21 protein-coding genes and 1 pseudogene are annotated in these 20,929 nt (G+C 68.5%); 9 read left to right on the plus strand and 13 right to left on the minus strand.

Features of this window, described 5'->3' with window-relative positions:
- Nucleotides 1-72: 72 nt before the first annotated feature.
- Nucleotides 73-1,509, minus strand: coding sequence for a PucR family transcriptional regulator (locus ACQ393_RS01915; protein WP_430645126.1), 1,437 nt, complete (start codon nucleotides 1,507-1,509; stop codon nucleotides 73-75).
- 116 nt (nucleotides 1,510-1,625) lie between these two features.
- On the opposite strand from ACQ393_RS01915, the gene ACQ393_RS01920 reads away from it, so the two are divergent.
- Nucleotides 1,626-2,723 carry an alcohol dehydrogenase catalytic domain-containing protein gene (locus ACQ393_RS01920; protein WP_430645127.1) on the plus strand — a complete coding sequence of 366 codons (1,098 nt, stop codon included), beginning with the start codon at nucleotides 1,626-1,628 and terminating at the stop codon, nucleotides 2,721-2,723.
- Between the two features lie 113 nt (nucleotides 2,724-2,836).
- Nucleotides 2,837-4,210 carry an APC family permease gene (locus ACQ393_RS01925; RefSeq protein ID WP_430645335.1) on the plus strand — a complete coding sequence of 458 codons (1,374 nt, stop codon included), beginning with the start codon at nucleotides 2,837-2,839 and terminating at the stop codon, nucleotides 4,208-4,210.
- A gap of 316 nt (nucleotides 4,211-4,526) precedes the next feature.
- On the opposite strand, the gene ACQ393_RS01930 is transcribed toward ACQ393_RS01925, so the two are convergent.
- The 6 genes and pseudogenes from ACQ393_RS01930 to ACQ393_RS01955 all read right to left on the minus strand — a co-directional run.
- On the minus strand, nucleotides 4,527-4,898 hold the full coding sequence (locus ACQ393_RS01930) for a hypothetical protein (RefSeq protein WP_430645128.1): 372 nt from the start codon (nucleotides 4,896-4,898) through the stop codon (nucleotides 4,527-4,529).
- A 146-nt stretch (nucleotides 4,899-5,044) separates the two neighbouring features.
- Nucleotides 5,045-5,263 carry a hypothetical protein gene (locus tag ACQ393_RS01935; protein WP_430645129.1) on the minus strand — a complete coding sequence of 73 codons (219 nt, stop codon included), beginning with the start codon at nucleotides 5,261-5,263 and terminating at the stop codon, nucleotides 5,045-5,047.
- Nucleotides 5,229-5,618, minus strand: a complete 390-nt coding sequence (locus ACQ393_RS01940) for a DUF6036 family nucleotidyltransferase (RefSeq protein WP_430645130.1) — start codon at nucleotides 5,616-5,618, stop codon at nucleotides 5,229-5,231. The genes ACQ393_RS01935 and ACQ393_RS01940 overlap by 35 nt, the downstream gene beginning before the upstream one ends.
- Nucleotides 5,615-5,755, minus strand: coding sequence for a hypothetical protein (locus tag ACQ393_RS01945; protein WP_430645131.1), 141 nt, complete (start codon nucleotides 5,753-5,755; stop codon nucleotides 5,615-5,617). Before ACQ393_RS01945 ends, ACQ393_RS01940 begins: the two co-directional genes overlap by 4 nt.
- Nucleotides 5,752-6,006 carry a hypothetical protein gene (locus tag ACQ393_RS01950; RefSeq protein WP_430645132.1) on the minus strand — a complete coding sequence of 85 codons (255 nt, stop codon included), beginning with the start codon at nucleotides 6,004-6,006 and terminating at the stop codon, nucleotides 5,752-5,754. Before ACQ393_RS01950 ends, ACQ393_RS01945 begins: the two co-directional genes overlap by 4 nt.
- 27 nt (nucleotides 6,007-6,033) lie before the next feature.
- Nucleotides 6,034-6,189 (minus strand): annotated as a pseudogene (locus ACQ393_RS01955) (helix-turn-helix domain-containing protein); the annotation flags it as partial.
- Nucleotides 6,190-6,284: 95 nt separating this feature from the next.
- On the opposite strand from ACQ393_RS01955, the gene ACQ393_RS01960 reads away from it, so the two are divergent.
- Complete coding sequence (locus ACQ393_RS01960; protein WP_430645133.1) at nucleotides 6,285-6,488, plus strand: hypothetical protein; 204 nt, start codon at nucleotides 6,285-6,287, stop codon at nucleotides 6,486-6,488.
- Complete coding sequence (locus ACQ393_RS01965; RefSeq protein ID WP_430645134.1) at nucleotides 6,485-6,883, plus strand: type II toxin-antitoxin system death-on-curing family toxin; 399 nt, start codon at nucleotides 6,485-6,487, stop codon at nucleotides 6,881-6,883. Before ACQ393_RS01960 ends, ACQ393_RS01965 begins: the two co-directional genes overlap by 4 nt.
- A 235-nt stretch (nucleotides 6,884-7,118) precedes the next feature.
- Here the strand turns inward: ACQ393_RS01965 and ACQ393_RS01970 are convergent, their stop codons facing one another.
- From ACQ393_RS01970 to ACQ393_RS01985, 4 genes are all read right to left on the minus strand, one after another.
- Complete coding sequence (locus ACQ393_RS01970; RefSeq protein ID WP_430645135.1) at nucleotides 7,119-8,618, minus strand: DUF222 domain-containing protein; 1,500 nt, start codon at nucleotides 8,616-8,618, stop codon at nucleotides 7,119-7,121.
- Between the two features lie 298 nt (nucleotides 8,619-8,916).
- The gene (locus tag ACQ393_RS01975; RefSeq protein ID WP_430645136.1) at nucleotides 8,917-10,032 is read right to left on the minus strand and encodes an Nramp family divalent metal transporter; all 1,116 of its coding nucleotides are present in this window, start codon (nucleotides 10,030-10,032) and stop codon (nucleotides 8,917-8,919) included.
- Nucleotides 9,999-10,226: a hypothetical protein gene (locus tag ACQ393_RS01980; RefSeq protein ID WP_430645137.1), complete on the minus strand. Its 228-nt coding sequence runs from the start codon at nucleotides 10,224-10,226 to the stop codon at nucleotides 9,999-10,001. Before ACQ393_RS01980 ends, ACQ393_RS01975 begins: the two co-directional genes overlap by 34 nt.
- Nucleotides 10,227-10,389: 163 nt before the next feature.
- The gene (locus ACQ393_RS01985) at nucleotides 10,390-11,325 is read right to left on the minus strand and encodes a dihydrodipicolinate synthase family protein (RefSeq protein ID WP_430645138.1); all 936 of its coding nucleotides are present in this window, start codon (nucleotides 11,323-11,325) and stop codon (nucleotides 10,390-10,392) included.
- A gap of 204 nt (nucleotides 11,326-11,529) precedes the next feature.
- Here ACQ393_RS01985 and ACQ393_RS01990 point away from each other — a divergent pair, with 204 nt between their 5' ends.
- Both ACQ393_RS01990 and ACQ393_RS01995 read left to right on the plus strand, forming a co-directional pair.
- Complete coding sequence (locus ACQ393_RS01990; RefSeq protein ID WP_430645139.1) at nucleotides 11,530-12,546, plus strand: LacI family DNA-binding transcriptional regulator; 1,017 nt, start codon at nucleotides 11,530-11,532, stop codon at nucleotides 12,544-12,546.
- A 212-nt stretch (nucleotides 12,547-12,758) separates the two neighbouring features.
- Nucleotides 12,759-13,985, plus strand: a complete 1,227-nt coding sequence (locus tag ACQ393_RS01995; protein ID WP_430645140.1) for a hypothetical protein — start codon at nucleotides 12,759-12,761, stop codon at nucleotides 13,983-13,985.
- A 45-nt stretch (nucleotides 13,986-14,030) separates the two neighbouring features.
- Here ACQ393_RS01995 and ACQ393_RS02000 read toward each other — a convergent pair whose 3' ends face one another.
- Nucleotides 14,031-14,228, minus strand: a complete 198-nt coding sequence (locus tag ACQ393_RS02000; protein ID WP_430645141.1) for a hypothetical protein — start codon at nucleotides 14,226-14,228, stop codon at nucleotides 14,031-14,033.
- 664 nt (nucleotides 14,229-14,892) lie between these two features.
- On the opposite strand from ACQ393_RS02000, the gene ACQ393_RS02005 reads away from it, so the two are divergent.
- A complete protein-coding gene (locus ACQ393_RS02005; RefSeq protein ID WP_430645142.1) occupies nucleotides 14,893-15,627 on the plus strand; it encodes a DUF4145 domain-containing protein in 735 nt (244 codons plus the stop codon).
- Between the two features lie 99 nt (nucleotides 15,628-15,726).
- Here ACQ393_RS02005 and ACQ393_RS02010 read toward each other — a convergent pair whose 3' ends face one another.
- Nucleotides 15,727-17,316 (minus strand): hypothetical protein, encoded by a 1,590-nt coding sequence (locus ACQ393_RS02010; protein WP_430645143.1) that lies wholly within the window; start codon nucleotides 17,314-17,316, stop codon nucleotides 15,727-15,729.
- A gap of 153 nt (nucleotides 17,317-17,469) precedes the next feature.
- Between ACQ393_RS02010 and ACQ393_RS02015 the strand changes: the two genes are divergently transcribed.
- Both ACQ393_RS02015 and ACQ393_RS02020 read left to right on the plus strand, forming a co-directional pair.
- Nucleotides 17,470-20,085: an ATP-dependent Clp protease ATP-binding subunit gene (locus ACQ393_RS02015; protein ID WP_430645144.1), complete on the plus strand. Its 2,616-nt coding sequence runs from the start codon at nucleotides 17,470-17,472 to the stop codon at nucleotides 20,083-20,085.
- 342 nt (nucleotides 20,086-20,427) lie between these two features.
- On the plus strand, nucleotides 20,428-20,928 hold the full coding sequence (locus ACQ393_RS02020) for a hypothetical protein (protein ID WP_430645145.1): 501 nt from the start codon (nucleotides 20,428-20,430) through the stop codon (nucleotides 20,926-20,928).
- Nucleotide 20,929 lies beyond the last annotated feature (1 nt).

The raw sequence follows: 20,929 nt of genomic DNA on the forward strand, positions 1-20,929 counted from the left end.
TGCCCCGTGGGCGATCCCGACTCGGTCCGCTCATCGCGGGTGGCACGAGGGCGTCGACGGCGCCGATCGGCATCAGTGCTCGAGCGTGCGCACCGCGAGCCACGCCGCGGTGCGGTCGTCGGCACTCGCCAGCGAGAGTCCGGTGAGCTCCTGGATGCGCTGCAACCGCGTCGCGAGCGTCTGCCGGTGGACGCCGAGGATCGCGGCGCTCGCCCCGAGCGCGCCGTGCTCGGCGAGGTAGACGCGCAGCGTCTGGAGCAGCTCGCCGTGCGCGCCGTCGCCCTCGCGCAGCGGTTCGAGGAGGTCGACGATGCGCGCGCTCGCGTCCGCGTCGAGGCGTTCCAGCACGTGGGCGACGATGGGCATCGCCCGATACCGGACGATCGCGTGCGCGTCGGCGACAGCGGCGTCGTGGGCCTGGCGGGCCTCGGCTGCGCTGCGGGCGAGCGCGTCGGTCGGCGCCGATGACCCGAGTCCCAGGCGCAGGGGGTCGCGGCCATCGTGGGTGAAGTCCGCGACGCGCTCGGCGAACGCGTCGACGTGGTCGTCGCGCAGGAATCCGACGACCCGATCCTGCCGCTCCGTCATGACGTGCACGGCCCCCAACTCATCGAGCCACCTGGTCACCAGCCGTTCGAGGTCGATGGCCTTCGAGCGGCTCGACAGCGCGAATGCCGTGAGCGCGCGCTCCCGCACGCCCCATCGGCGCAACAGGGCGGATGCCTCGTCGCCGCCGCCGAGGAGCGTGTCGACCATGACCGCGCGGCCCAGCCGTTCGGTGCCGGTGTGGTCGTGAGTCCGGAGGACCAGGTCCAGGAGTGCCGCTGCCTGCGACGCGAGGTCGCGGTTCCGGCTCATCGAGCCGTCGCGCGAGGCGATCACGAGGTGAGCGGTGAGGTCCGTTCCGTCACCGACGCGATGCACCTGCAGGCCGGGATGCCGTACCCGCACGGGTCGGTCGAACGAGACCGCGATCGCATCCTGCACGTGGAGTCCGCCGGCGCCGGCCGTCGTGATGACCTGACCGTGCACGTCCACCAGCACGGCCCAGCCGTCGATGCGACGCGCGAGCTCGGCGATCACGGCCTTCGCTCCGCCGCGGCGGGCGACCTGGGTGAGCACCTTCGTCCCACTCGTGACGAGGCGGTCCTCAGCGGCCTGATCTCCGGCGAGCGTCGCGACGAGCGTCGGCAGCAGGGCGTCGGGCGAGACATCCGCGCCGACGACCGCCGTGACACGCTGGCCGGCGAGGGTCGAGCGCAGCTCGGGGGAGTCGTGCACCGTCACGGGCACCGCGTCAGCAAGCTCGCTCGCGCGTGCATCGCCGGCCAGCAGCGCCTCTGCGAGCGACGCCCCCGAGCCCACTACGAGGGTCGCGAACGCCGGATGCCCGACGACCGCGAACCGGTCGAGCGGCACGGCCGCGTCGACCGGTACCGAACCGTCGAGCCGTCCGGCGATCAGTGTTCCGCCGAGTCGTTCGGCGACCGAGTCGAGTCGTCGTGCCACCCGACGATTGTACGAAGTGTCGAACACGAGGCATCCGATTCACACTTTCTCGCAATGAGCGGATGTCGAGGTGCTGCCTATCATCACCATGCCCAACAACGATCCAAGGGAGCATCATGAAGGCCATCGTCTTCCGCCAGCCGGAGACCCCCGTCGAGGTCGCCGACGTCGAACTCGCCGCGCCGAAGGCGGGCGAGGTCCGCGTGAAGATCGCCGCCGCCGGAGTCTGCCACTCCGACCTGCACGTCAAGCGCGGCGAGTGGGATGCGCCCGCACCTCTCGTGGTCGGGCACGAGGGCTCCGGTGTCGTCGTCGAGCTCGGCGAGGGCGTCACGTCGCTCGCGGTCGGCGACCACGTCGTACTGAGCTGGGTCCCGCCGTGCAACGAGTGCCGCTACTGTCGCTCCGGGCACGAGGCCCGCTGCCAGAGGGTCGCCACGGTCGTCGCACCGAAGGGCGTCCTCTTCGACGGCACCTCGCGCCTGTCACTCGACGGCGAGCCCGTGCACCACTACCTGGGCGTCTCGTCGTTCGCCGAGGAGGTCGTCGTGCCGGCGTCCGGCGCCGTCAAGGTGCGCGACGATGCGCCCCTCGACGTCATCGCGGTCGTGGGCTGCGCCGTCGCGACCGGCGTCGGCGCGGTGCTGAACACCGCCGCCGTCGAGCCCGGCTCGACCGTCGCCGTGATCGGCTGCGGCGGCGTGGGACTGAACGTCGTGCAGGGGGCCAAGCTCGCCGGCGCCGAGCGCATCATCGCGATCGACGTCCTGCCTGAGAAGACGCAACTCGCCCTGCAGTTCGGTGCCACCGACCGAATCGACGCCTCCCAGGGCGACGCCGTCGAGCAGCTCTACGAGCTCATCCCCGACGGCGTCGACTACGCGTTCGATGCCATCGGGCGCACCGTGACCACCGAGCAGGCAATCCGCATGCTCGGACTCGGCGGCGCCGCCGTCATCGTCGGCTTGCCCCCCACCGGCGCCACGGCTTCATTCGAGCCGCTCGTACTCGCCGAGGCCGATCAGCGCATCCTCGGGTCGAACTACGGCTCGGTGCGCCCCTCGATCGACATCCCCGCGCTCGTCGACCGCTACATGGACGGCCAGCTCAAGCTCGATCCGCTGATCTCGTCGCGCCGACCGCTCGACGAGGCTGCGCAGGCATTCGACGATCTCGAATCCGGCGAAGCGCTCCGCACGCTCCTCATCCCCTGACCTCCGACCTCGACTCACTGGAGAGCCCCACCATGTCTGCACCCACCAGCACGTCGGTCCCGGCCGGCAGCGCCCCCGCGGCGCCCGTCGACGCCGGGCTCCGCCGCGGCGTCATGAGCGGCCCTGAGCTGGCCGCCCAGGCGACCGCCAACATCGCGCCGAGCGCCGTCATCGCCTTCACCGCCGCCGGCATCTACATCGGCGCCGGCAACGGCACCATCCTCTCGTTCGTGCTCGCCACGATCGTGATCCTCGCGGTCGGCTACACCGTTGCCGTCTTCGCGCGTCGTCACGCTTCGGCCGGGTCGCTCTACACGTACGTCGCGAAGGGCCTCGGTCCGTTCGGCGCCTATCTGGCCGGCATCGCGCTGCTCGTCGGTTGCTGGGGCATCGCCGCCGGTTCGCTCGGCGGCGCGGTTTCCTACATGAACCAGTTCCTCCGACTGATCGGCATCCCCGCCGAGGGCCTCGGCTGGTCGATGGCGCTCGCGGTCGTGCTCGGCGGCCTCGCGACCCTGTTCACGATCCGCGGCATCCGCCTCTCTGCACGCGTCTCGCTCGTGCTCGAACTCGTCTCGGTCACGATCATCGTCATCCTGCTCGTCCTCGCCCTGGTCTGGGCCGGGCCGGCGGCGTGGGATCCTGCGCAGTTCTCGTTGGCGGGCGTGCCGTTCCAGGGTGTCGCCGCGGGCATGGTGCTCGGCATCCTCGGCTTCGTGGGCTTCTCGTCGGCCGACGCGCTCGGCCGCGAGGCGAAGAACCCGTACACCGCGATCCCGCGGGCCATCATGTGGAGCGCCGTCACCGTCGGCATCCTGTACGTGTTCTCGGCCTACACGCAGATCGCGATCCTCCACGAGGACCTCGCGACGGTCGCCAGTCCGCTGGAGGCGATCGCCGAGAGGATCGGCATGCCCGCGTGGTTCGCCCCGATCCTCACGTTCGGCGTCGGCGCTTCGTTCTTCGCCGTCGTCGTGGCTCCGCTCAACGTCGTCGGGCGCATCATCTACGTCATGGGCAAGGAGGGCGTCGTCGCCGAACGATTCGGCCGCACCCACGACCGCCACCTCACGCCGCACCGCGTGCTGCTCGTCGCCGGTCCTGCGGCGATCGCGCTCGACCTCGTGCTGCTCGCGGTCGGCGCGGACCCCATGGAGATCGTCGTCTGGGTCGACACCTACGGCACGTACGGCTACATGGTCGCGTACGCGCTCGTCGCGATCGCCTGCGTCGTCTACACGCGTCGCGAGAAGATGCGCAACGGTCTCGTGTGGCTCAGCGCGATCGTCGCCGTCGTCGCCATGGGCTACGTGTTCTTCGCGAACGTGTGGCCGGTGCCGGCGTGGCCGCTCAACGTCATCCCGTACGTCTTCCTCATCACGATGATCGCCGCGATCGCCTGGTATCTCCGCCTCGCGAAGAGCCGCCCTGAGGTCATCGCGAACATCGGCAACACCGAGACCGACACGCTCGAGGGCGTCGGCTGATCCTGCACCGTCCAGCATGCTGGACGATCGAACGGGCTGTGCGGCATGTGTCGCGCGGCCCGTTCATGCATTTCAGGCGGCGGCACCCGAACCGCTCGATTGCAGAGCTGGATGTCGCAGAGTCGTGCCGTCGTCGGTCGGCACCGATCCAGCGACCGTCCTCCTGCACGAGGCCGAGCGGCTCGGCGTTCGGCACCCGGCGCTGGCAGCTCATCGGTGGGGCCGGTGTCGCGTTCCCACAGTCGATATGGGGGGCTTCGACGAAGCCGATGGCCTGTCCGCAGGAGAGACAGCCGCCTCACGTTCGCCGAGGGCGTCAGCCCAGCGCGATGATCAGGCTGAGGACCGCGAGTGCGGTGACTACCGGGGTCATCGTGAGCCGCTCGGGGCGGCTGCGCGAGATCGCGTTCATGGGGATGCCGAGCACGAAGTAGCCGAAGACGACCCACATGCCGACCTGCGACACGACGTCCGGGACGACGTCGATCGCGCCCACCCGGTCGAACGCCAGCAGGACGATGCCCGCGTAGATCACGATCGACACGAGGCTGCCGATGCGCAGCCTCGTCGGCAGCACCCGATGCTGTCCGCCCCAGGCGAACCGGCCGATCGGCGCGCCCAGCGCGAGCGCGAGCTGGAACACCGCGAGTGCGGCGAGGATGACGGTCAGCAGGATCGCGGGGAGCATGCGCCGAGCGTATCGGGCGGCGGGCGGATGCCGCGGCTCAGCGGGTGGCTACGGCGCCTCCTCGGCGACGGTTCGAACGCGCTTTCTCTCGTGCACGAGTGGCACGCTGGCCCGGGGCGCGAGGCCGGCCTATTCCCGTGCGGCGGTCAGCCGATCTCGGGCGCCGACGGCCGCACCGGCGTCGGCGGCAGGCCGACTTCGATGATCCGCGTCACCATGCGCACCGCTCGATCGGGCAGCACCTCGCCGGAGGAGACGTCCTCGTACAGTTCCTCGGCGGCGTCGATCGAGCGGACGCCGCAGATCACCATGAGGTTGGCGATGTCGGTGTCATCTCGGCCGGGCCGGTTCGCCCGGAGCGTCATCGCCGGCTGCGCGTCGGCGGAGGCGACCTCGCTCGACGACCACACCGTCGTCGTCGAGCGTCTCCCATTCGGCGACGGGGCGGCCGTAGCTCGGGATGAAGCCCCCGGCCTGGTCGTCCAGCCAGTCGTCGGGCCATCCGTTGGCTTCGGCGATGGCGCGACCGGCATCGAGGACCTCCTCGCGGGCGCCGATGAGGTGTGCGTCGATGTCGACGGTGGACTCGCGATCGAAGTACCGGAGTGCGAGCGCGGCGCCGCCCACGATCCCGATGCCGCTGCGTTCTCCGCGTTCGGTGAGCGTGCTGACCAGTCGGCGGAGTCCGACGACGAGGTCATCGCGTTCGAAGCGGGTCATGCGCTGACCAGCGTGTCGGCGTCGACGAGGACCCGGCGCCGAGCGAACTCGGGCGGCACCCGGTCGGGCGGCGGCGTCAGCGTGTAGGGGCCTTCGCCGAGCACCCACGGGCGTCGAAGCGTGCGCTCGGAGCTCACCGCCCAGTCGGGCACGGGCAGCTGTCGGCGACGAGGCGGTGCGCGGCGAGCGCGGCATCCCACTGGCGACTGCCGGTCGGCCCGGGCGGTGAGATGGCCAGGGCGAAGCGGGCCGCGCCGTGCTCCGCAGTGAGATTGTCGTTGAGCTGGATGAATCGGCGCAGTGCCGTGCTCTGGCGACCGTCGGCGTCGGCGACGGCGAAGCGGATGTCTGCGGCGATCGCCGCCGCGTCGTCGCGGACGGTCGGCACCGACACGAGCCGGTGCCCGGCAGCGCGGAGGGCACGCTCGACCGCCTCGAACGAGGGGTTCTGGTGCCCGCGCTCGATCAGGGACAGGTGCGACTGCGACAGCCGGGCGCGCCGGCCGAGCGCCTGCTGGGTGAGCTTGCGGCTCGGATGAGGGTTCCTGCGGTCACGACGACCTCTGAATATTCGATCTACCCAATACTGTCAGCCACTTGGAGAGCGAGGCTGGTATCAGCGTGATACCGCGCGCTACCATCGGCGTCGGACGACAGGACCGTGCCATGGCGATGACCCTGCGGCTCGACGAGTCCCACGATGAACTCCTCGAAGCTCTGGCCGTGAAGTTCGGGCGTTCGAAGACCGAGGTCGTGCAGATCGCGCTCGAAGACCTCGCGGCTCGTACCGACAAGTCGGCACGGACGAGGGCGGCGTTCGACCGTGTCCGCGTTCGTGACGCGGACCTGCTCGAGCGTCTCTCCCGGTGACGCCGACCCCCGAGGTCGACTACCTCGATCCCGACGACGTCGAGGCGCTCATCGACGACGAAGGGTTCCGTTTCAAGGACGGCGCCCGCGGCCGCAGACTGTTGCTCTCGGCCCTGGCCGCGCCGATGCCGGTCTTCGGTGAAGAGGTGCACCCCACGCTCAACGAGAAGGCCGCGGCACTCCTGCTCGCGGTGATGCGCAACCATCCGCTCGCCGACGGCAACAAGCGACTGTCGTGGTTCGTGACCGTCGCCATCCTCGAACTGAACGGCGTCGATCTCGTGGTCGGCGACGCCGTCGGGGCCGATCGGTTCCTGCGGCGGGTCGCGTCGGGCGAGGCTGATCTGGACGAGGTCGCCGCCTGGGTTCGCGATCGCACGCATGCGCTGCGGTGACGCCCTTCGTGGGCCGGCGACGTTCGTGTGCCGTTCGGCCTCGCGGCTCCGACGCTAGTCGCCGGATCTCCTCCACGAGTCGCGCCGAACGGAACCCGTCAGCCGCGCCATGATGCACCCGCACAGCGTCCGAGCCACGGCGAGCGTCTCGCCGACTCGGGCGTGCGCGACGAAACCGCCGGCTCAAGCGGTGACGCCGACGTCGCCGAGGATCATGGGCTCGAGCTGCTGCCGCTCATGCCGCCCGATCTTCGCGCAGCGCGAAGCGCGCCTTGCCTCCGAGCCGTGGGACTTGGGCTGGGTCGATGTGGGGTGGTGGGATGAACCACACGTCGGTCGGGCTTGCGTGGATGTGCCATCCGTCGCGGTGGATCATGTGGTGGCAGAAGGAGCAGAGAAGGACTCCGTTCGAGAGGTCGGTCGGGCCGGTGTCGCGTTCCCACCAGTCGATGTGGTGCGCTTCGACGTAGCCGATGTTCTGCCCGCAGGAGGCGCAGCCGCCGTCGCGTTCGCCGAGGGCGAGCCGTTGCGCTTTCGTGAAGAGGCGGGCGGCGCGGCCGAGGTCGAGGGGGAGGCTCTCGCCGCCGAGGACGGCGGGGATGATCTCGGCGTCGGCGGCCATTCGGCGGGCGGTGGCGGCGGAGATCGGCTGCTCGAGGCCGTCGATACTGGCGTGGCCGAGCCCGTCGATGATCGCGTCGAGGTCGACGCGCACGATCATGGTGGTCTTCGCGAGTGGCGCCGCGGTCTGCGCGCAGCCGAGGGTGTGACGGGCGAGCGCGGCGAGCGCATCGGCCTGGATCTGCGGGATCGTGCGGTGATCGTCGACGACCGGGCGCAGCTCCCCGGCGCCCATCGCAGCTCCTTCCGGGCGCAGCTCCCCGGCGCCGATTCCGGTTCCATCAGGACCGCCCGCGGCTTCACCGGGTCGGCGCCGTCGCAGCGCGTCGCTGACGAGCGCTTCGATCGCCGCCTTGACCGGCGCCGCGCTCTCGGGGTCGAGTCGGGCGTGCAGGTGCACCACACCCCGCCGGTCTTCCCGCATGGTCAACGACCGCTCCGCCCGGAGTTCGTCTTCCCGAGGCTCCACGCCGTCTGGATCGAGCCGGGCCTCGGCCTCGCGGACGCCGCGCGCGAGCGTCTCGAGCGGCACCCGCCCGGCCAGGTCGACGAGGGCGCGCTCCACGACCTGCGCCCGGTCGGGGTCGCTTCGCATCCACACCCGCTCGAGCATGGTCGTGATCGCGAATGCCGCCTCGAGACTGATCGTCGTCGCCTCGAGGGCCGCGGCGACGTGCGGGTGCCGCGCCGGCATCCGGTCGCCGCTGAACGCCTGCCGCTCGGCCGTCGCGGTGCCGACCGCGATCAGCCGGTGCGCGTCGGCTCGCGAGCCGCCGGTGGCTGCCGCGATCAGTCGCACCGGATTGTGGAAGCCCTGCGCCTTCGCGAGCCCGATCTCCCCGAACTCCGGGCCCGATCGCTTCGTCACCTCGGCGGCGAGTCTCGCGAACAGTGCGTCGACCTCGCGCCGGAGCTTCGCGAGCCCGTCGACGACCTGCATGAGCCCGGCATCGCCCATCTGCTCGGCCTCGAACTGAGCCGACCCGCGGATCGCCCCCCACGCCGGCATCGCTCCGAGCCACGCGTCGCGAAGCTCCGCCAGATCTCGCTCCAACGCCAGGAGCGCACGCGACGCCGGAGGGGCATCGGGCTCGAGTCGCTGGGGCTGTTCCATGACTCCATCCTGCCGGCACCCACCGACATCCGATCGCGCCGGAAATCTGCCACGATCGGGGATTCTGCCTGTGGATGAATACCGTCGATCAGCCCCTGTGGAGGAGGAGTGCCCGACGTGCGGCGTCATGCACCCGCACGGCGCTGATGCCTCTGCGAGCGGTTCGGGCCCGACTCCGGGGCTGACTCCGACACGCCCCGCCCCGCCCCCGCCCCCGCCCCCGCGCCCACGACCACGGCCCACGCAACAGGGCGACCGGGGTCACCCCCGGCCGCCCAGCGGCGACATCCGCCCGCGCCTACCCGCCGACCAGGCTGATCACCAGCCGCACCGACAGCGCCACGACCGACACCAGCCCGACGACCCCGAGCACGTTCTGCCACCACCGATTGCGCATCTCGCCCATCAGCGAACGCCGGTTCGCCATCACGATGATGAGCACCGCGAGCACCGGCGCGACGAGCACCGTCAGTGCCTGGGCGATCACGATGAGCTGCACCGGCGCCTGCTGGAAGACGAGCGCGACGGTGACGCCGAAGGCGAGGATGGCGCCGCTCACGATCTTCGCGGTCCGCGAGCCCGACGAGGCCCCGCGACCGAGCCCGTCGGAGAGCATGGTGCCGCCCGCGGTCGCGTTGGCGATCATCGACGAGAACGCGGCGCCGAAGAAGCCGAGCGCGAAGAGCGTGGAGCCGACCGGCCCGGCGAGCGGCTCGAAGATCCCCGCGAGGGCGACGATGGTCGCCGCCGACTCGCCGGTCGAGCCGAGCACGGCGGCCGCGACGACGATGACGAGCGAGGTCATGATGCCGGGGGCGACGATGCCGGGGATGGTGTCGACGATGGTGACGTCGCGGTACTGCTCCTCGGTGCGGCCGCGCTCCTTGGTGCCGTAGGAGGTGTAGAACGCGGCGTTGACGCTGAAGTTGGTGCCGACGAGCGCGACGATCAGCAGCCAGGCGCCGTCGGGCGCGGTCGGGATGAGACCCGACGCAGCCGAGGCCCAGTCGGGGTTCGCGATGAACGCGCTGAGGATGAACGCGACCGACATGGCGGCGACGGCGACGACGAGCACCTTCTCGATCACGCGGTAGACGTTGCGGAACAGCAGCAGCGCGGCGACGGCGACGGTGCAGATCACGGTCCACATGATCGGGGCGCCGCCGAGCAGCATCGAGAGGCCGAGCCCCGCGCCGACCGCGTTGCCGACCGAGAACATGAGCGTGATGAGGAACACGCCGATGCCGGCGAGCACGCCGACGGGCGTGCCCAGGTGGTCCTTGATCGACGAGATGAGCGACACGGGCGACTTGATGCCGAGCCGCACGCTCATGTCGGTGAGGAAGATCATGAGGACCGTCGACACGACGACGACCCAGATCAGCGTGTACTGGTAGCCGCTGCCGGCCTGCACGGCGGTGGTGAGGTTGCCGGGCCGAACTGCCAGGCGCCGGCGACGAACGCGGGGCCGATCAGCGCGAGCTGCTGCCAGAACGATCGGCGCCGGCCGCTCGATTCGACGATGGCGCGCATCGACTCGGTCGAGACGCGGCCGTACCCGGTGCCCGGGGTGGTGGAGGTGTGGCGGGTCTTGGTTCGCTCACTCATGGCGAGCCTCCTTCTTCGGAGTGCGGCGCCTGGCCGCGCAGTCGTCATTGACTCGGGTGCCGCACTTCGACGGCGACGATCCTACGCCTGGGCGGCGAGATCGGTGAGGGGGGCCGGGTGGGGCTGGGCGGGGGCCGGATGCCTCGGGCCCCCGCCGCATGGATCAGACGGTGACGCCGACCTTCTCGAGGCCGGCCGACGCGAACGCCGCCGCGATCTCGGCGTCCGCGCCATCCGGCAATGGCAGCAGCGGGGTGCGCACGGTGGCGTGGTCGAGGATGCCGCGGTGCACGAGGCCCCACTTGAGGGCGACGGTGCCCTCCATGTGCGAGCCGCGGTGGTACACGTTCTTCGTGACGGGCAGCAGGCGCTCGTGGATGGCGTGGGCGCGCGGGTAGTCCTGCGCCTTGCCGGCCTCGATGAGCTCGATGAGCGCCTCGGGGGCGATGTTGCCGTAGCCGACGAGCAGGCCGTCGACGTCGAACATGGTCGGCAGCAGGTACTCGTCGTGGCACGAGAGGATCTGCAGCTCGGGGTACGCGGCGCGCAGGGCCGGGATCTCGGTGTACCAGCGGCGCATGTTGCGGACGCCGTTCTTGGTCGCGAACACGCCCTCCTGACCGGCGATCTCGAGCTGCGTGTCGAGGTCGTAGGTGGCCTTGGTGTTGTCGGGGTACTGGAACAGGATCGACGGCAGACCGCTCGTCTCCCAGATCTCGCGGTAGCGGCTCTGCGGGGCGCCCTGCTGGTAGCCGAAGCGCAGCCAGCCGTGCGAGGGGTAGACCAGGCCGGCGGCGGCGCCGGCGGCCTTCGCGCGCTCGGCCTCGAGCGCGGCGACCTTGTTGCCCTCGCCCGTGATGCCGGCGATGACCGGCACGCGGCCCTCGGTCGAGTCGACGAACGCGCGGATCACGTCGAGCTGCTCCTCGACCGTCAGGAAGGTGCCCTCACCGGCGTGGCCGAGCACGACGAGGCTCTTCACGCCGTCGATCGAGCCGAGCCACGAGCCCAGGCGCTGGATGGCGGCGAAGTCGATGTCGCCGTCGGTGGTGAACGGGGTCACGGGGGCGGGGTTCAGTCCGCGAAGGTCGAGTGCCATCGTCCGACTCCTTGTCTTTCTCTTCGTCGAGACCCGCGGTGTGGAAACGATACCGGGAACGTTTGCGGGAACGTTTGCAAGTATGCTTCACGACGTGAGCGACTGTCAACACCCGATTCCGGATGCCGCGTGGCGCGCGCCGTCGCATGGCGCCCGATCGCGGCATCCGCTCGCCCGTAGACTCGCGGTGGCAGGAGGTCGAGAGTGGAGCGCACGCACGCCGGTGGGCCGGTCACGCTGAAGGATGTCGCGCAGGCATCCGGCGTGAGCATCTCGACGGTCAGCCGCATCCTGGACGACCGCACGCCGGCCTCCCGCAGCGAGACCGCGCAACGCGTGCGCCGCGTCGCGGAGGAGCTCGGCTACCGCCGCAACATGTTCGCGTCGAGCCTCCGGCGCGGCGCGACGGCGACGATCGGCGTGCTCGTGCCGCGCCTGACCGACACCGTGATGGCCCTCATGTTCCAGGCGATCGAGGAGGCCGCCGGCCGCCGCGGCTACTTCGCCGTCGTCGCGACCTGCGGCGACGACCCCGACGACGAGCGCCGCGCCACCGAGACCCTGCTCGACCGCAACGTCGACGGCGTGATCCTCGCGACCGCCCGCCTCGACGACGAGCTCCCGGCCTCACTGCGCGCCCGCGACATCCCCCACGTCCTCGTGCTCCGCACCGACCGCATCAGCCCCTCATCGCTCGGCGACGACGAGACCGGGGGATACCTCGCGACGCGCCACCTGATCGACCTCGGCCACCGCGACATCGCGATGGTGACCGGCCCGTGGTTCACCTCGAGCGCCCGTGACCGCCGCGCCGGCGCGGAGCGCGCCCTCCGCGAGGCCGGGCTCCCGATCGACGACGCCCGCATGCTCTCGGTCGGCTACGGCGTCGACGACGGCATCGAGGCGGGCATGCGCCTGCTCGACCGCCCCGACCGCCCCACGGCGGTCTTCGCCGCGAACGACAACCTCGCGATGGGCGTGCTCACCGCGGCGAGCGGCCTCGGCCTCCGCATCGGATCCGACCTCTCGATCGTCGGCTACAACGACATCCCGCTGGTCTCGCGGCTGCCGGTGGCGCTCTCCTCGGTGCGCACGCCGTTCGAGCAGATCGCCTCGACGGCGCTGCAGTTGCTGCTGTCGCCTGAGGAGGGGGATCGCGGCATCCGGATGGCGTTGCCGACGCTCATTCCGCGGGCGTCGACGGCGGCGCCGGGGCGCTGACGTCGGGGGCACGGTCGAAGAGCATTGCCCCGGGGCGGTAGCGGCGTGTGGGCCAGTCAGGGGCGCTGCTTGTCGAGGCGGTGCTCATCCCTCTGCAGATAGCGGAACGCGCGTACGGCCCCCGTGCCGCGAACCTGTCATAGTCGACGACAGTCTCGTATCGAGACGAGCAGTACGCGGCGATTGGGGACCCTTTGGGAAGACGGAGGACAGTGGCCGGGATTGCGGTTGCATTGGGGGTTACCGCTTGGATCGCCGCGCGATCGCGCCCCACCACGCGCAAGGCTCACACCAACGAGCGAAACAGAGAAGCCACTTGGACCTCCGATAAGGCCACAACTGATCCGGTGCGTGGCGAACAGATCCGTCATTCCCGTGCGAACTCATTGGTTATTCTCGGCGGCGCGGTCATCCTCCTTCTGTTGTTGCCGATGATCGCGTTCGGTATCGCGTCGGGGCGGAGTCAAGCCGTCGAGAGCGCGCACTGGCCAGACCAGCCGGCGGTGGAGATGGCCATCTTCATGCGCACCGCAGACCAGACGGCGTTGGCAGCTTTCGCGTCGGCAATCGAAGACTGCGTGATCACGAAGGCAGATGAGTCAGGTAGCGACGCCCTCCACGTCATCGGAACCCCCGGGTGGAAAGCTTCGATCGAACGGGACGCCGGTGACCGATGGGCGGCGACTGTGGCTCTTGGGGCGCTGGACGCTACATCGTTCGACGGTGTGCAGACTGAACTTGTCGATGCCTCCACTGCCTCGCCTGATTGCACCCCTGCCGAGAATGGCCTAGTAGAGCCCCTCCAACTCATGGGTCCGCTGTCGTACGAGATCCTCGGCCCCTTTTCATCGTCATCTTCCGGACTCGTCGCCGAGGACTGCGCGCACTGGACAACGATCAGTGGGCGCAGCGAGACAAGTGTTCCGACGCTCGATGCAGACTGGTTGGCGCCGGATACCGGCAAACTCACTTGCACGGTAGACGAGGGCGAACCGATCGAATCCATTCACCTCATGACTGAGTTCTCGTGGCGTGAGGCGGATGCTGCGGCCAACATCGCTGGGAACTCGTCATTGCTAGTCCTGAATAGTGGAACCAGCGGCTTGCTCCTGAACGTTCCAGGGGAGGGCTTGCAGGAGGATCGGGTCGTTACGGTTGGGCCGTCGGACTATGAAGTGGCCGTGCATGCAGGACCAGGAGAGGAGATCGTCGCAGCGGCGCCAGACAACGTCGAATTCGGCATTCGCCAATACGCCAAGGCAGTCCTTGAACCGGGCGACGGAATGTTGGTACGCATGGCAAACACTTGGATCCGAGGTGTCGCAGGAGCTGGCGAGCCGTTCATCTGGATGTTTCTTGGTGTCGTCGCGGGCCTCTTGCCCTCCGCGATCGGACGTGTAACACGCGCATTTGCGCCGTCGGCTGACCGCGATGGCTAACAACACGTGAGCTTCTGATACGTCGGAGAGTTCGGAGTGTCGGGATCAGTGATCGCGACGCGTCAACCGAGCGGTTGAGGCGTCGAACATGTCGGGCACCAGCTCGCCCTGCGGGAACATCGCGCCAGCGGGTGCCACGTCGGTGAGCACTCCGGATGCGCGATTCTGGAACGCCGCGCTCTGCCATGCCGTAGCCAGCTCGGTCGCGTCGATCTTGTCTGTAATCGCGTAGGTGCACGGCACCCGCGTGCGGCCTGCTCGACCCTCTTCTGCGCGCGATAAGCTGCATGCTGAACGTGTCGGTGGCACCACTGTCGAGGTTTGGTCCGGAGTGAACGGAGCAACTTGGAAGTCTGGACGGGACTCGGGCGTCTAGCGGACGTCCTCACCGTCTTGGCCGCCTCTATTGCCTTCTACGGAGTTCTGTCGACCTGGTTGACCCGGCCACGACTGGGGATAACAGCGCATGCCTCAACCCCGGATTCGGCCGACGTGAACGTCTTTCATGCGAAGGGCTGGAGTCCACTCAGGAACGTATATCTGGGTCAGGGGCGGCTGGATTGGCGGGGGGTAGCGCGTTCAGGCGACTCGCCTGGACCTTGGGTTCCCTCGATCGATCCCGGCCGGGGGTGGACCATTACTGTGTACGACCCTGAGACTGTTCATTTCGGATCTGCACAGCAGACGAACGAGTTGCGGATGCCAATCCCGCGGACCGCAGGCGTCATCATTGACGTCCGCTGGCAGAATCCGATCATCCCATGGATGCGTCTTCGCCGAGTGGTCCAGTGGACACAACGCGATCGCGCAGCCGGACGTTCGCCCAAGATTCTCAAGGGTCGCGACGCAAGGCGGGCTTGGTCGGAGGCCATCCCGAAGCCGTGATCGATCGCTGTACGATGCGACCATGTCAGAAGCCGTAGAAGAGGTGATTGAATCCACCGAGCGATTCACGTGCCCTAGATGTCGCGCATACAGCCACCACGTTCGTGAGTCATTGACGGTGGCGGCTTGGAGTGGAACCTACAAGACCTCGTTCATGTTCAACGACGGGCCAGGGGCATTTCGGGTTGATGGTACAGGGGTCAAATCGGCCGGGCCAGGCACAGGCTCCGACTGGGATGTCACGGTGTGTGCGTCCTGCAATCTGCCGTCCGTCTGGCGCGGCGAGCAGTTGCTCTATCCTCGTTCGTCAACGATTCCAGCGTCCCACCCCGAAATGCCGCAAGCTGCGCGATCTTTGTACGACGAGGCTCGGCAGGTATTCCCAGATTCTAGGCGCGCCTCAGCAGCGCTGGCGCGCGCCGCCTTGGAATCGCTTCTCCTAGAGACGGATCAGAGCGGGAGAAAGAAGAATCTCCAGACACGCATCGGGGAGCTAAAAGGAAAGGTGAATGAGCCGCTGTGGCAAGTGCTAACAGCGCCAAGAATCCTTGGAAATGATTCTCTCCACGGTGGCGAGGATGACCTGGTTGTTCTCTATCTTGACGGTAACGATGCTGAGATCGTGGAGGCCATCTTCGGGGCAGTGAATGCCCTCGTCGAGGAGCTAATCACGCAGCCCCGAAAGGCAAGGGCGCTTTATGAGCTGATACCGGAGGCGAAGCGGAGCGCTGCTGAGGAAGCCGGCGCAGACCGATAGCCCGGCCGAGCGGGCGATCCTTGAAAGTATCAATTCCAACCTATCTCGTCTCGGGTGCCTGCGGAAATCCCCAACTCGAAGTCGATTCCCGCCGAGCAATCATGCCTCTGGCGAGTGGTTCGCGACCTGTTCGTCACCGACCTCAATGTGGTCTCCGGCCGATCGCTTTGGGCGCGTCGATTGGCCGGCCCTGGAGGTCCACCCCGGAGAATAGACCCAGCTGGATTTGCGAAGTTCATCGGCTTGTCGAGGCTTCCAGAATTCGACGGGGAGCTTCTGCATTCGCGTATCAACGAGTGCAGGAATGTCCATCATGAACACGATCGTGTCGACTCGACGCATAGATCCGGTGTTTGGCCGCGTCACCATAATCCGGTGCACGAAGCGTAGATCCTCAAGTTGGACAATTTCGCGTCCCCATTCGGAATCGATGTCCGAACGCTTCACTAGGAAGAAGTATGTGTCACGATCACGAGCGAATCCGATCAGGTCGGCGAAACGAGACTCCAAGCGCCCCACATCTCGACCTGCGTCGTTTCGAAGGTCCGTTTGCTTCCGCTCAAGCATTCGCCCTGCAGCGGCTTGAACGCTCTCCGCGCCGATCCGAAATTCGCGATTCTTGTCAGACCTGCGTTGCGCGCGTTCCCACTCGGCATCCGCGGCGGCGATAAGTAGGTCAAAGTAGTCGCGTGAAACTGCGCCTCCGGCAACGAGCACGGCGCGTTCGCGTGCCGTGTCGGTGAGTGTCTCGCGAATCGTGAGCCCGGATTCCGCCAAGACTCCGTTTGTCACGTCCTCCAGGAAGGCTTTAGCGGTCGAGAAGTCGGCCAACCCAACATCTAGCGAAAGGTGTTGCAGATCGTTCGGCGGCTGCATGCCACGCGGCGGGTCCCCCTCCACATAGGAACGCGTACGAGAGTGCACGCTGCCGATCTTTAGCCAGACATTGCTCCTCTTTGTGATGCCATGCAGGTGATCAAGCACGAGGGGCTGAGTTTCGGTGCCGATGAAGTAAAAGTCATCCAAGACGAGCAGAAGCTTCTTCTTGCCTGCGATAGAAGTGGCAGACTCAAGTACGCGCGAGATGGCTGGGGCAATGTCGCGCAGATATGCATCTTTGCGTCTAACGATACTTGAAGTCCGGCTCGTAGACCGGAATGCCTCCTTGGAAGCGCCCAACGATCCGGCCAGTGACAGGTAGCTGCGCTGAACGGACCCACTGAGGCGGATCCCGCGAGCTGTCTTCGCGCGTTCCTCGGTCTGGGACGTCTCGGTCACCTCTTCGGGAGCGTCCCGAAGGAATCGGAGTACCTTCTTGAGCTTTCCGATGTCTCGAAGCGTGCGGATCTTCTCAAGGCTGGTCGGCCGGGGCTTCACAGCCTCCAGGATCTCGAGGATGATCTCCACGAGAACGTCCGGATAGGCCCTGTCCTTGTGCGTCTCAACGTCGACGAAGATCACCCAGTCGCCCTGCTTCTCGACTCGCTGTTGGAGCAGCGCGAGCGTCGTTGATTTTCCTACGCCCCTTCGGCCTGTGACGAGGTGATTCACAGGTGATCCGAGCGTAGCGAGCAGGCCGGGCCTCAGTTCGATGAATCGCTTAACGAGCGCTTCGTCAGCGGCAGAAGTTGTACGGGTCGCTGACGAGATCGCACCTTTGAACAACTCAAGATTCTGGCGATTGAGCAACGTCTTCCTTCCGGTCGCTGGGTGGAGCCTATCTGCTTCGAAGGGCATGAGTGCCCGGAGGGACCTCCAACGCATCCCTTCTATAAGGAATAGATGCGCTTGACCCGCGTTGAACTTGAGCGTACCCAACTCAAGTTCCCCAGGAGGACCTAGGTGCCAGACGACTTCAACGAGGCCGGCTCGAGCTCGTTCGACGAGTTCCTGAGCCGCTACCTCGCGGGTGAGCAGGCCAGGCAGGCGCGGTCGATCGATCTCAGCCGGTTCCTGACCTCGCGCACCCAGAGCATCCTGCAGCGTGCCGGACGCTTCGCGCTCGAGCGCGGGCAGACCGAGCTCGACGCGCTGCACATCCTGCGCGTCATCGTCGAGGACGAGTCCGTCGCGCAGGCGATCACGCGCGTGGGCGCGTCGCCCGAGCGCATCATCACGGCGACCGAGGCGCGGCTGCCCGCGGCATCCGTCACCGCCGACGCGAACGCGGCGACCATCACCCCGTCGGCCAGCCGCGCGCTGTTCCACGCGTACCAGGTCGCACGCTCGAGCGGGTCGACGTACATCGACCCCGAGCACCTCTTCTTCGCGCTCGTGCTCGGGCAGGACGCCCCCGCCGGGCAGGTGCTCGCGCGCGCCGGCGTCACCGCCGAGGCGCTCGCGGCCGGGCTGGGGGAGCACGTGGCATCCGACCCGTCCGCCGGCCCCGAGATGGGCGGCATGGGCGAGCAGACGGATGCCGCGGCATCCGCCACGCCCATGCTCGACAAGTTCGGCCTCGACCTCACCGAGCGCGCCGCGAACGGCGAGCTCGACCCCGTGATCGGGCGCACCGACGAGATCGAGCAGACCATCGAGATCCTCAGCCGCCGCACGAAGAACAACCCCGTGCTGATCGGCGAGGCCGGCGTCGGCAAGACCGCGATCGTCGAGGGCCTCGCCCGCGCGATCGTCGAGGAGAACGTGCCCGAGCAGCTGCTCGGCAAGCGCGTCGTCGCCCTCGACCTGCCCGCCATGCTCGCCGGCACCCGCTATCGCGGCGACTTCGAGGAGCGCCTCACCAGGACGATGGAGGAGATCGCCGAGCACAAGGGCGAGCTGATCGTGTTCGTCGACGAGGTGCACTCCGTCGTCGGCGCCGGCGGCGCCGGTGAGGGCATGGACGCGGGGAACATCCTGAAGCCCCGCCTCGCCCGCGGCGAGCTGCACCTCGTGGGTGCGACCACACTCAAGGAGTACCGCACGATCGAGAAGGACCCCGCGCTCGAGCGCCGGTTCCAGCCGGTTCGCGTGGCGGAGCCCTCGATCGAGGACTCCGTGCTGATCCTGCAGGGCCTGCGCCCCGCGTACGAGGAGCACCACGGCGTCACCTACACCGACGACGCGCTGCGCGCCGCCGTCGAACTCTCCGCGCGGTACCTCACCGACCGCGTGCTGCCCGACAAGGCCATCGACCTCATCGACCAGGCCGGCGCGCGCCTGCGCCTCAAGCTGGGCGTGAAGGTGGATGTCTCCGCCCTCATCGAGCGCCTCGCCGACCTCGAGGCCGACAAGAACGCGGCCGTCCGCGCCGAGCACTACGAGGAGGCGTCGCGCATCCGCGACGAGATCGAGAAGGTGCAGGAGCGGCTCGACGAGGCGACCGAGAAGGCGGCCGCGCAGGGTCGTGCCGTGGCATCCGCTTCGTCTTCGGCGGATGGCGCGGCCGCGACCAGCACCGTCATCGACGAGGCGCAGATCGCCGCCGTGATCTCGCGGGCCACCGGCATCCCGGTCAACCGCGTCACCGAGGGCGAGCGCGAGCGCCTCGCGAACCTCGAGGGCGAGCTGCACGCCCGGGTCATCGGGCAGGACGACGCGGTCACCGCCGTCTCCCGCTCGGTGCGCCGCAACCGCACCGGCATGGGCGACGCGCGCCGTCCCGTCGGGTCGTTCCTGTTCCTCGGGCCGACTGGCGTCGGCAAGACCGAGCTGGCGCGGGCGCTGGCGTCGTCGCTGTTCGACGACGAGGGCGCGATCATCCGCTTCGACATGAGCGAGTTCGGCGAGCGGCACACGGTGTCGCGGCTCGTCGGCGCCCCTCCCGGATACGTCGGCTACGACGAGGCCGGGCAGCTCACCGAGCGCGTGCGGCGCAACCCGTACTCGATCGTGCTGTTCGACGAGATCGAGAAGGCGCACCCCGACGTGTTCAACCTGCTGCTGCAGGTGCTCGACGACGGACGCCTGACCGATGGCCAGGGTCGCACGGTCGACTTCCGCAACACGGTGGTCATCATGACCTCCAACCTCGGTTCGGAGTTCCTCGCGTCGCGGTCGGGTGCGCTCGGCTTCGTGGCGTCGGCGGATGGATCGGGGTTCTCGTCGTCGGATGACGTGCGTGCCCGGGTGATGGGCAAGGTGCGCGAGGCCATGCGGCCGGAGTTCCTGAACCGCATCGACGAGATCGTGCTGTTCCAGAAGCTCTCGTCTGACGAGATCGCGCAGATCGTGCGCCTCATGCTGGGCGCGACGTCGTCGCGGCTGGCCGCGCGCGAGATCGGCTTCGAGGTGACGGATGCCGCGGTGGCGCTCCTCGCGGAGCGCGGCTACGAGCCCGAGTACGGTGCCCGTCCGCTGCGTCGCCTGATCCAGCGCGAGATCGACGACCGCATCGCCGACCTCTTCGTGACCGGCGCCCTCGGCGACGGCGAGGGCGTGCGGGTGGATGCCGCCGATGGCGAGTTCGTCGTGGCATCCGTGCCGAACGCGACGGTCGACCTGGCGTCGGCGGCGTAGGACTCCCACGCCCGCGCGCCACCTCGGCGTTTGGACGACATTGGGCGCCCGGCATCCGCCTTGGCCGCCCAATTTCGTCCAACGCCGCGTGAAGGCCCGGTACCTGACATCAGGCGCCGGGCCTTCGTCGTACCCGAATGCGGCGTGCGGCAGTGGGCACCGTTCCGGCGCGAGAACGTATCGCGCGCGACCGGCGACGCCACCCGACGCGCGGGGAGCCTCCCGCTAGGGCCGGGCGGCGCAGCCTGACGACGAACGCCCGGCGAAGCGGATGACCGAAATCCCCCGCGAACGAGGGCATTGCGTTGGTTGGCGGACGAGAGAATCCTGAGGATCATTCAGGTGCTCGACCGGGGGGAGCGCACCATGAACGTCATCTCGCTCGAGTTCGCCGGATACCTCGCGGGCGAGGTCGACTTCGGCCCTGTCCGCGACCGGCATCCCGTCGGGCCCGGAACCGTGCGGGACCAGCTCGATGAGGCAGTGCAGCGCATCGCATCGACGGTCGAGGCCGACGGCGCATTCGGACAGTTCGCCGGGCTCACGGTGGTCGGGTTCTCCGACCGCAACGACACGCCCGGCCTCAGCTGCGACCAGCGACGTGCGAGCGAATCGAGCGCGTCGTTCGACCGGGCGGGCTTCGCCTGGCAATGGCTGCAGCAGGCGGTGGCCGACCAGCTCGTGACGCCCCGCCCCGACTGGTGGGACTCCTCGGGCGCCGTCACGTGGTTCATCGTCCCGACCGGCGCGGCGATCCTCGAACACGATCCGCCGACGAGCGAGGCGGAGCGCCGGCGGAACCGTCGGGTGAAGTTCGTGTTCAGCTTCTTCGGCCCTGCGTGAC

Origin of the sequence: Agromyces sp. GXS1127 (assembly GCF_050565425.1) — a bacterium.
Lineage (GTDB): Bacteria > Actinomycetota > Actinomycetes > Actinomycetales > Microbacteriaceae > Agromyces.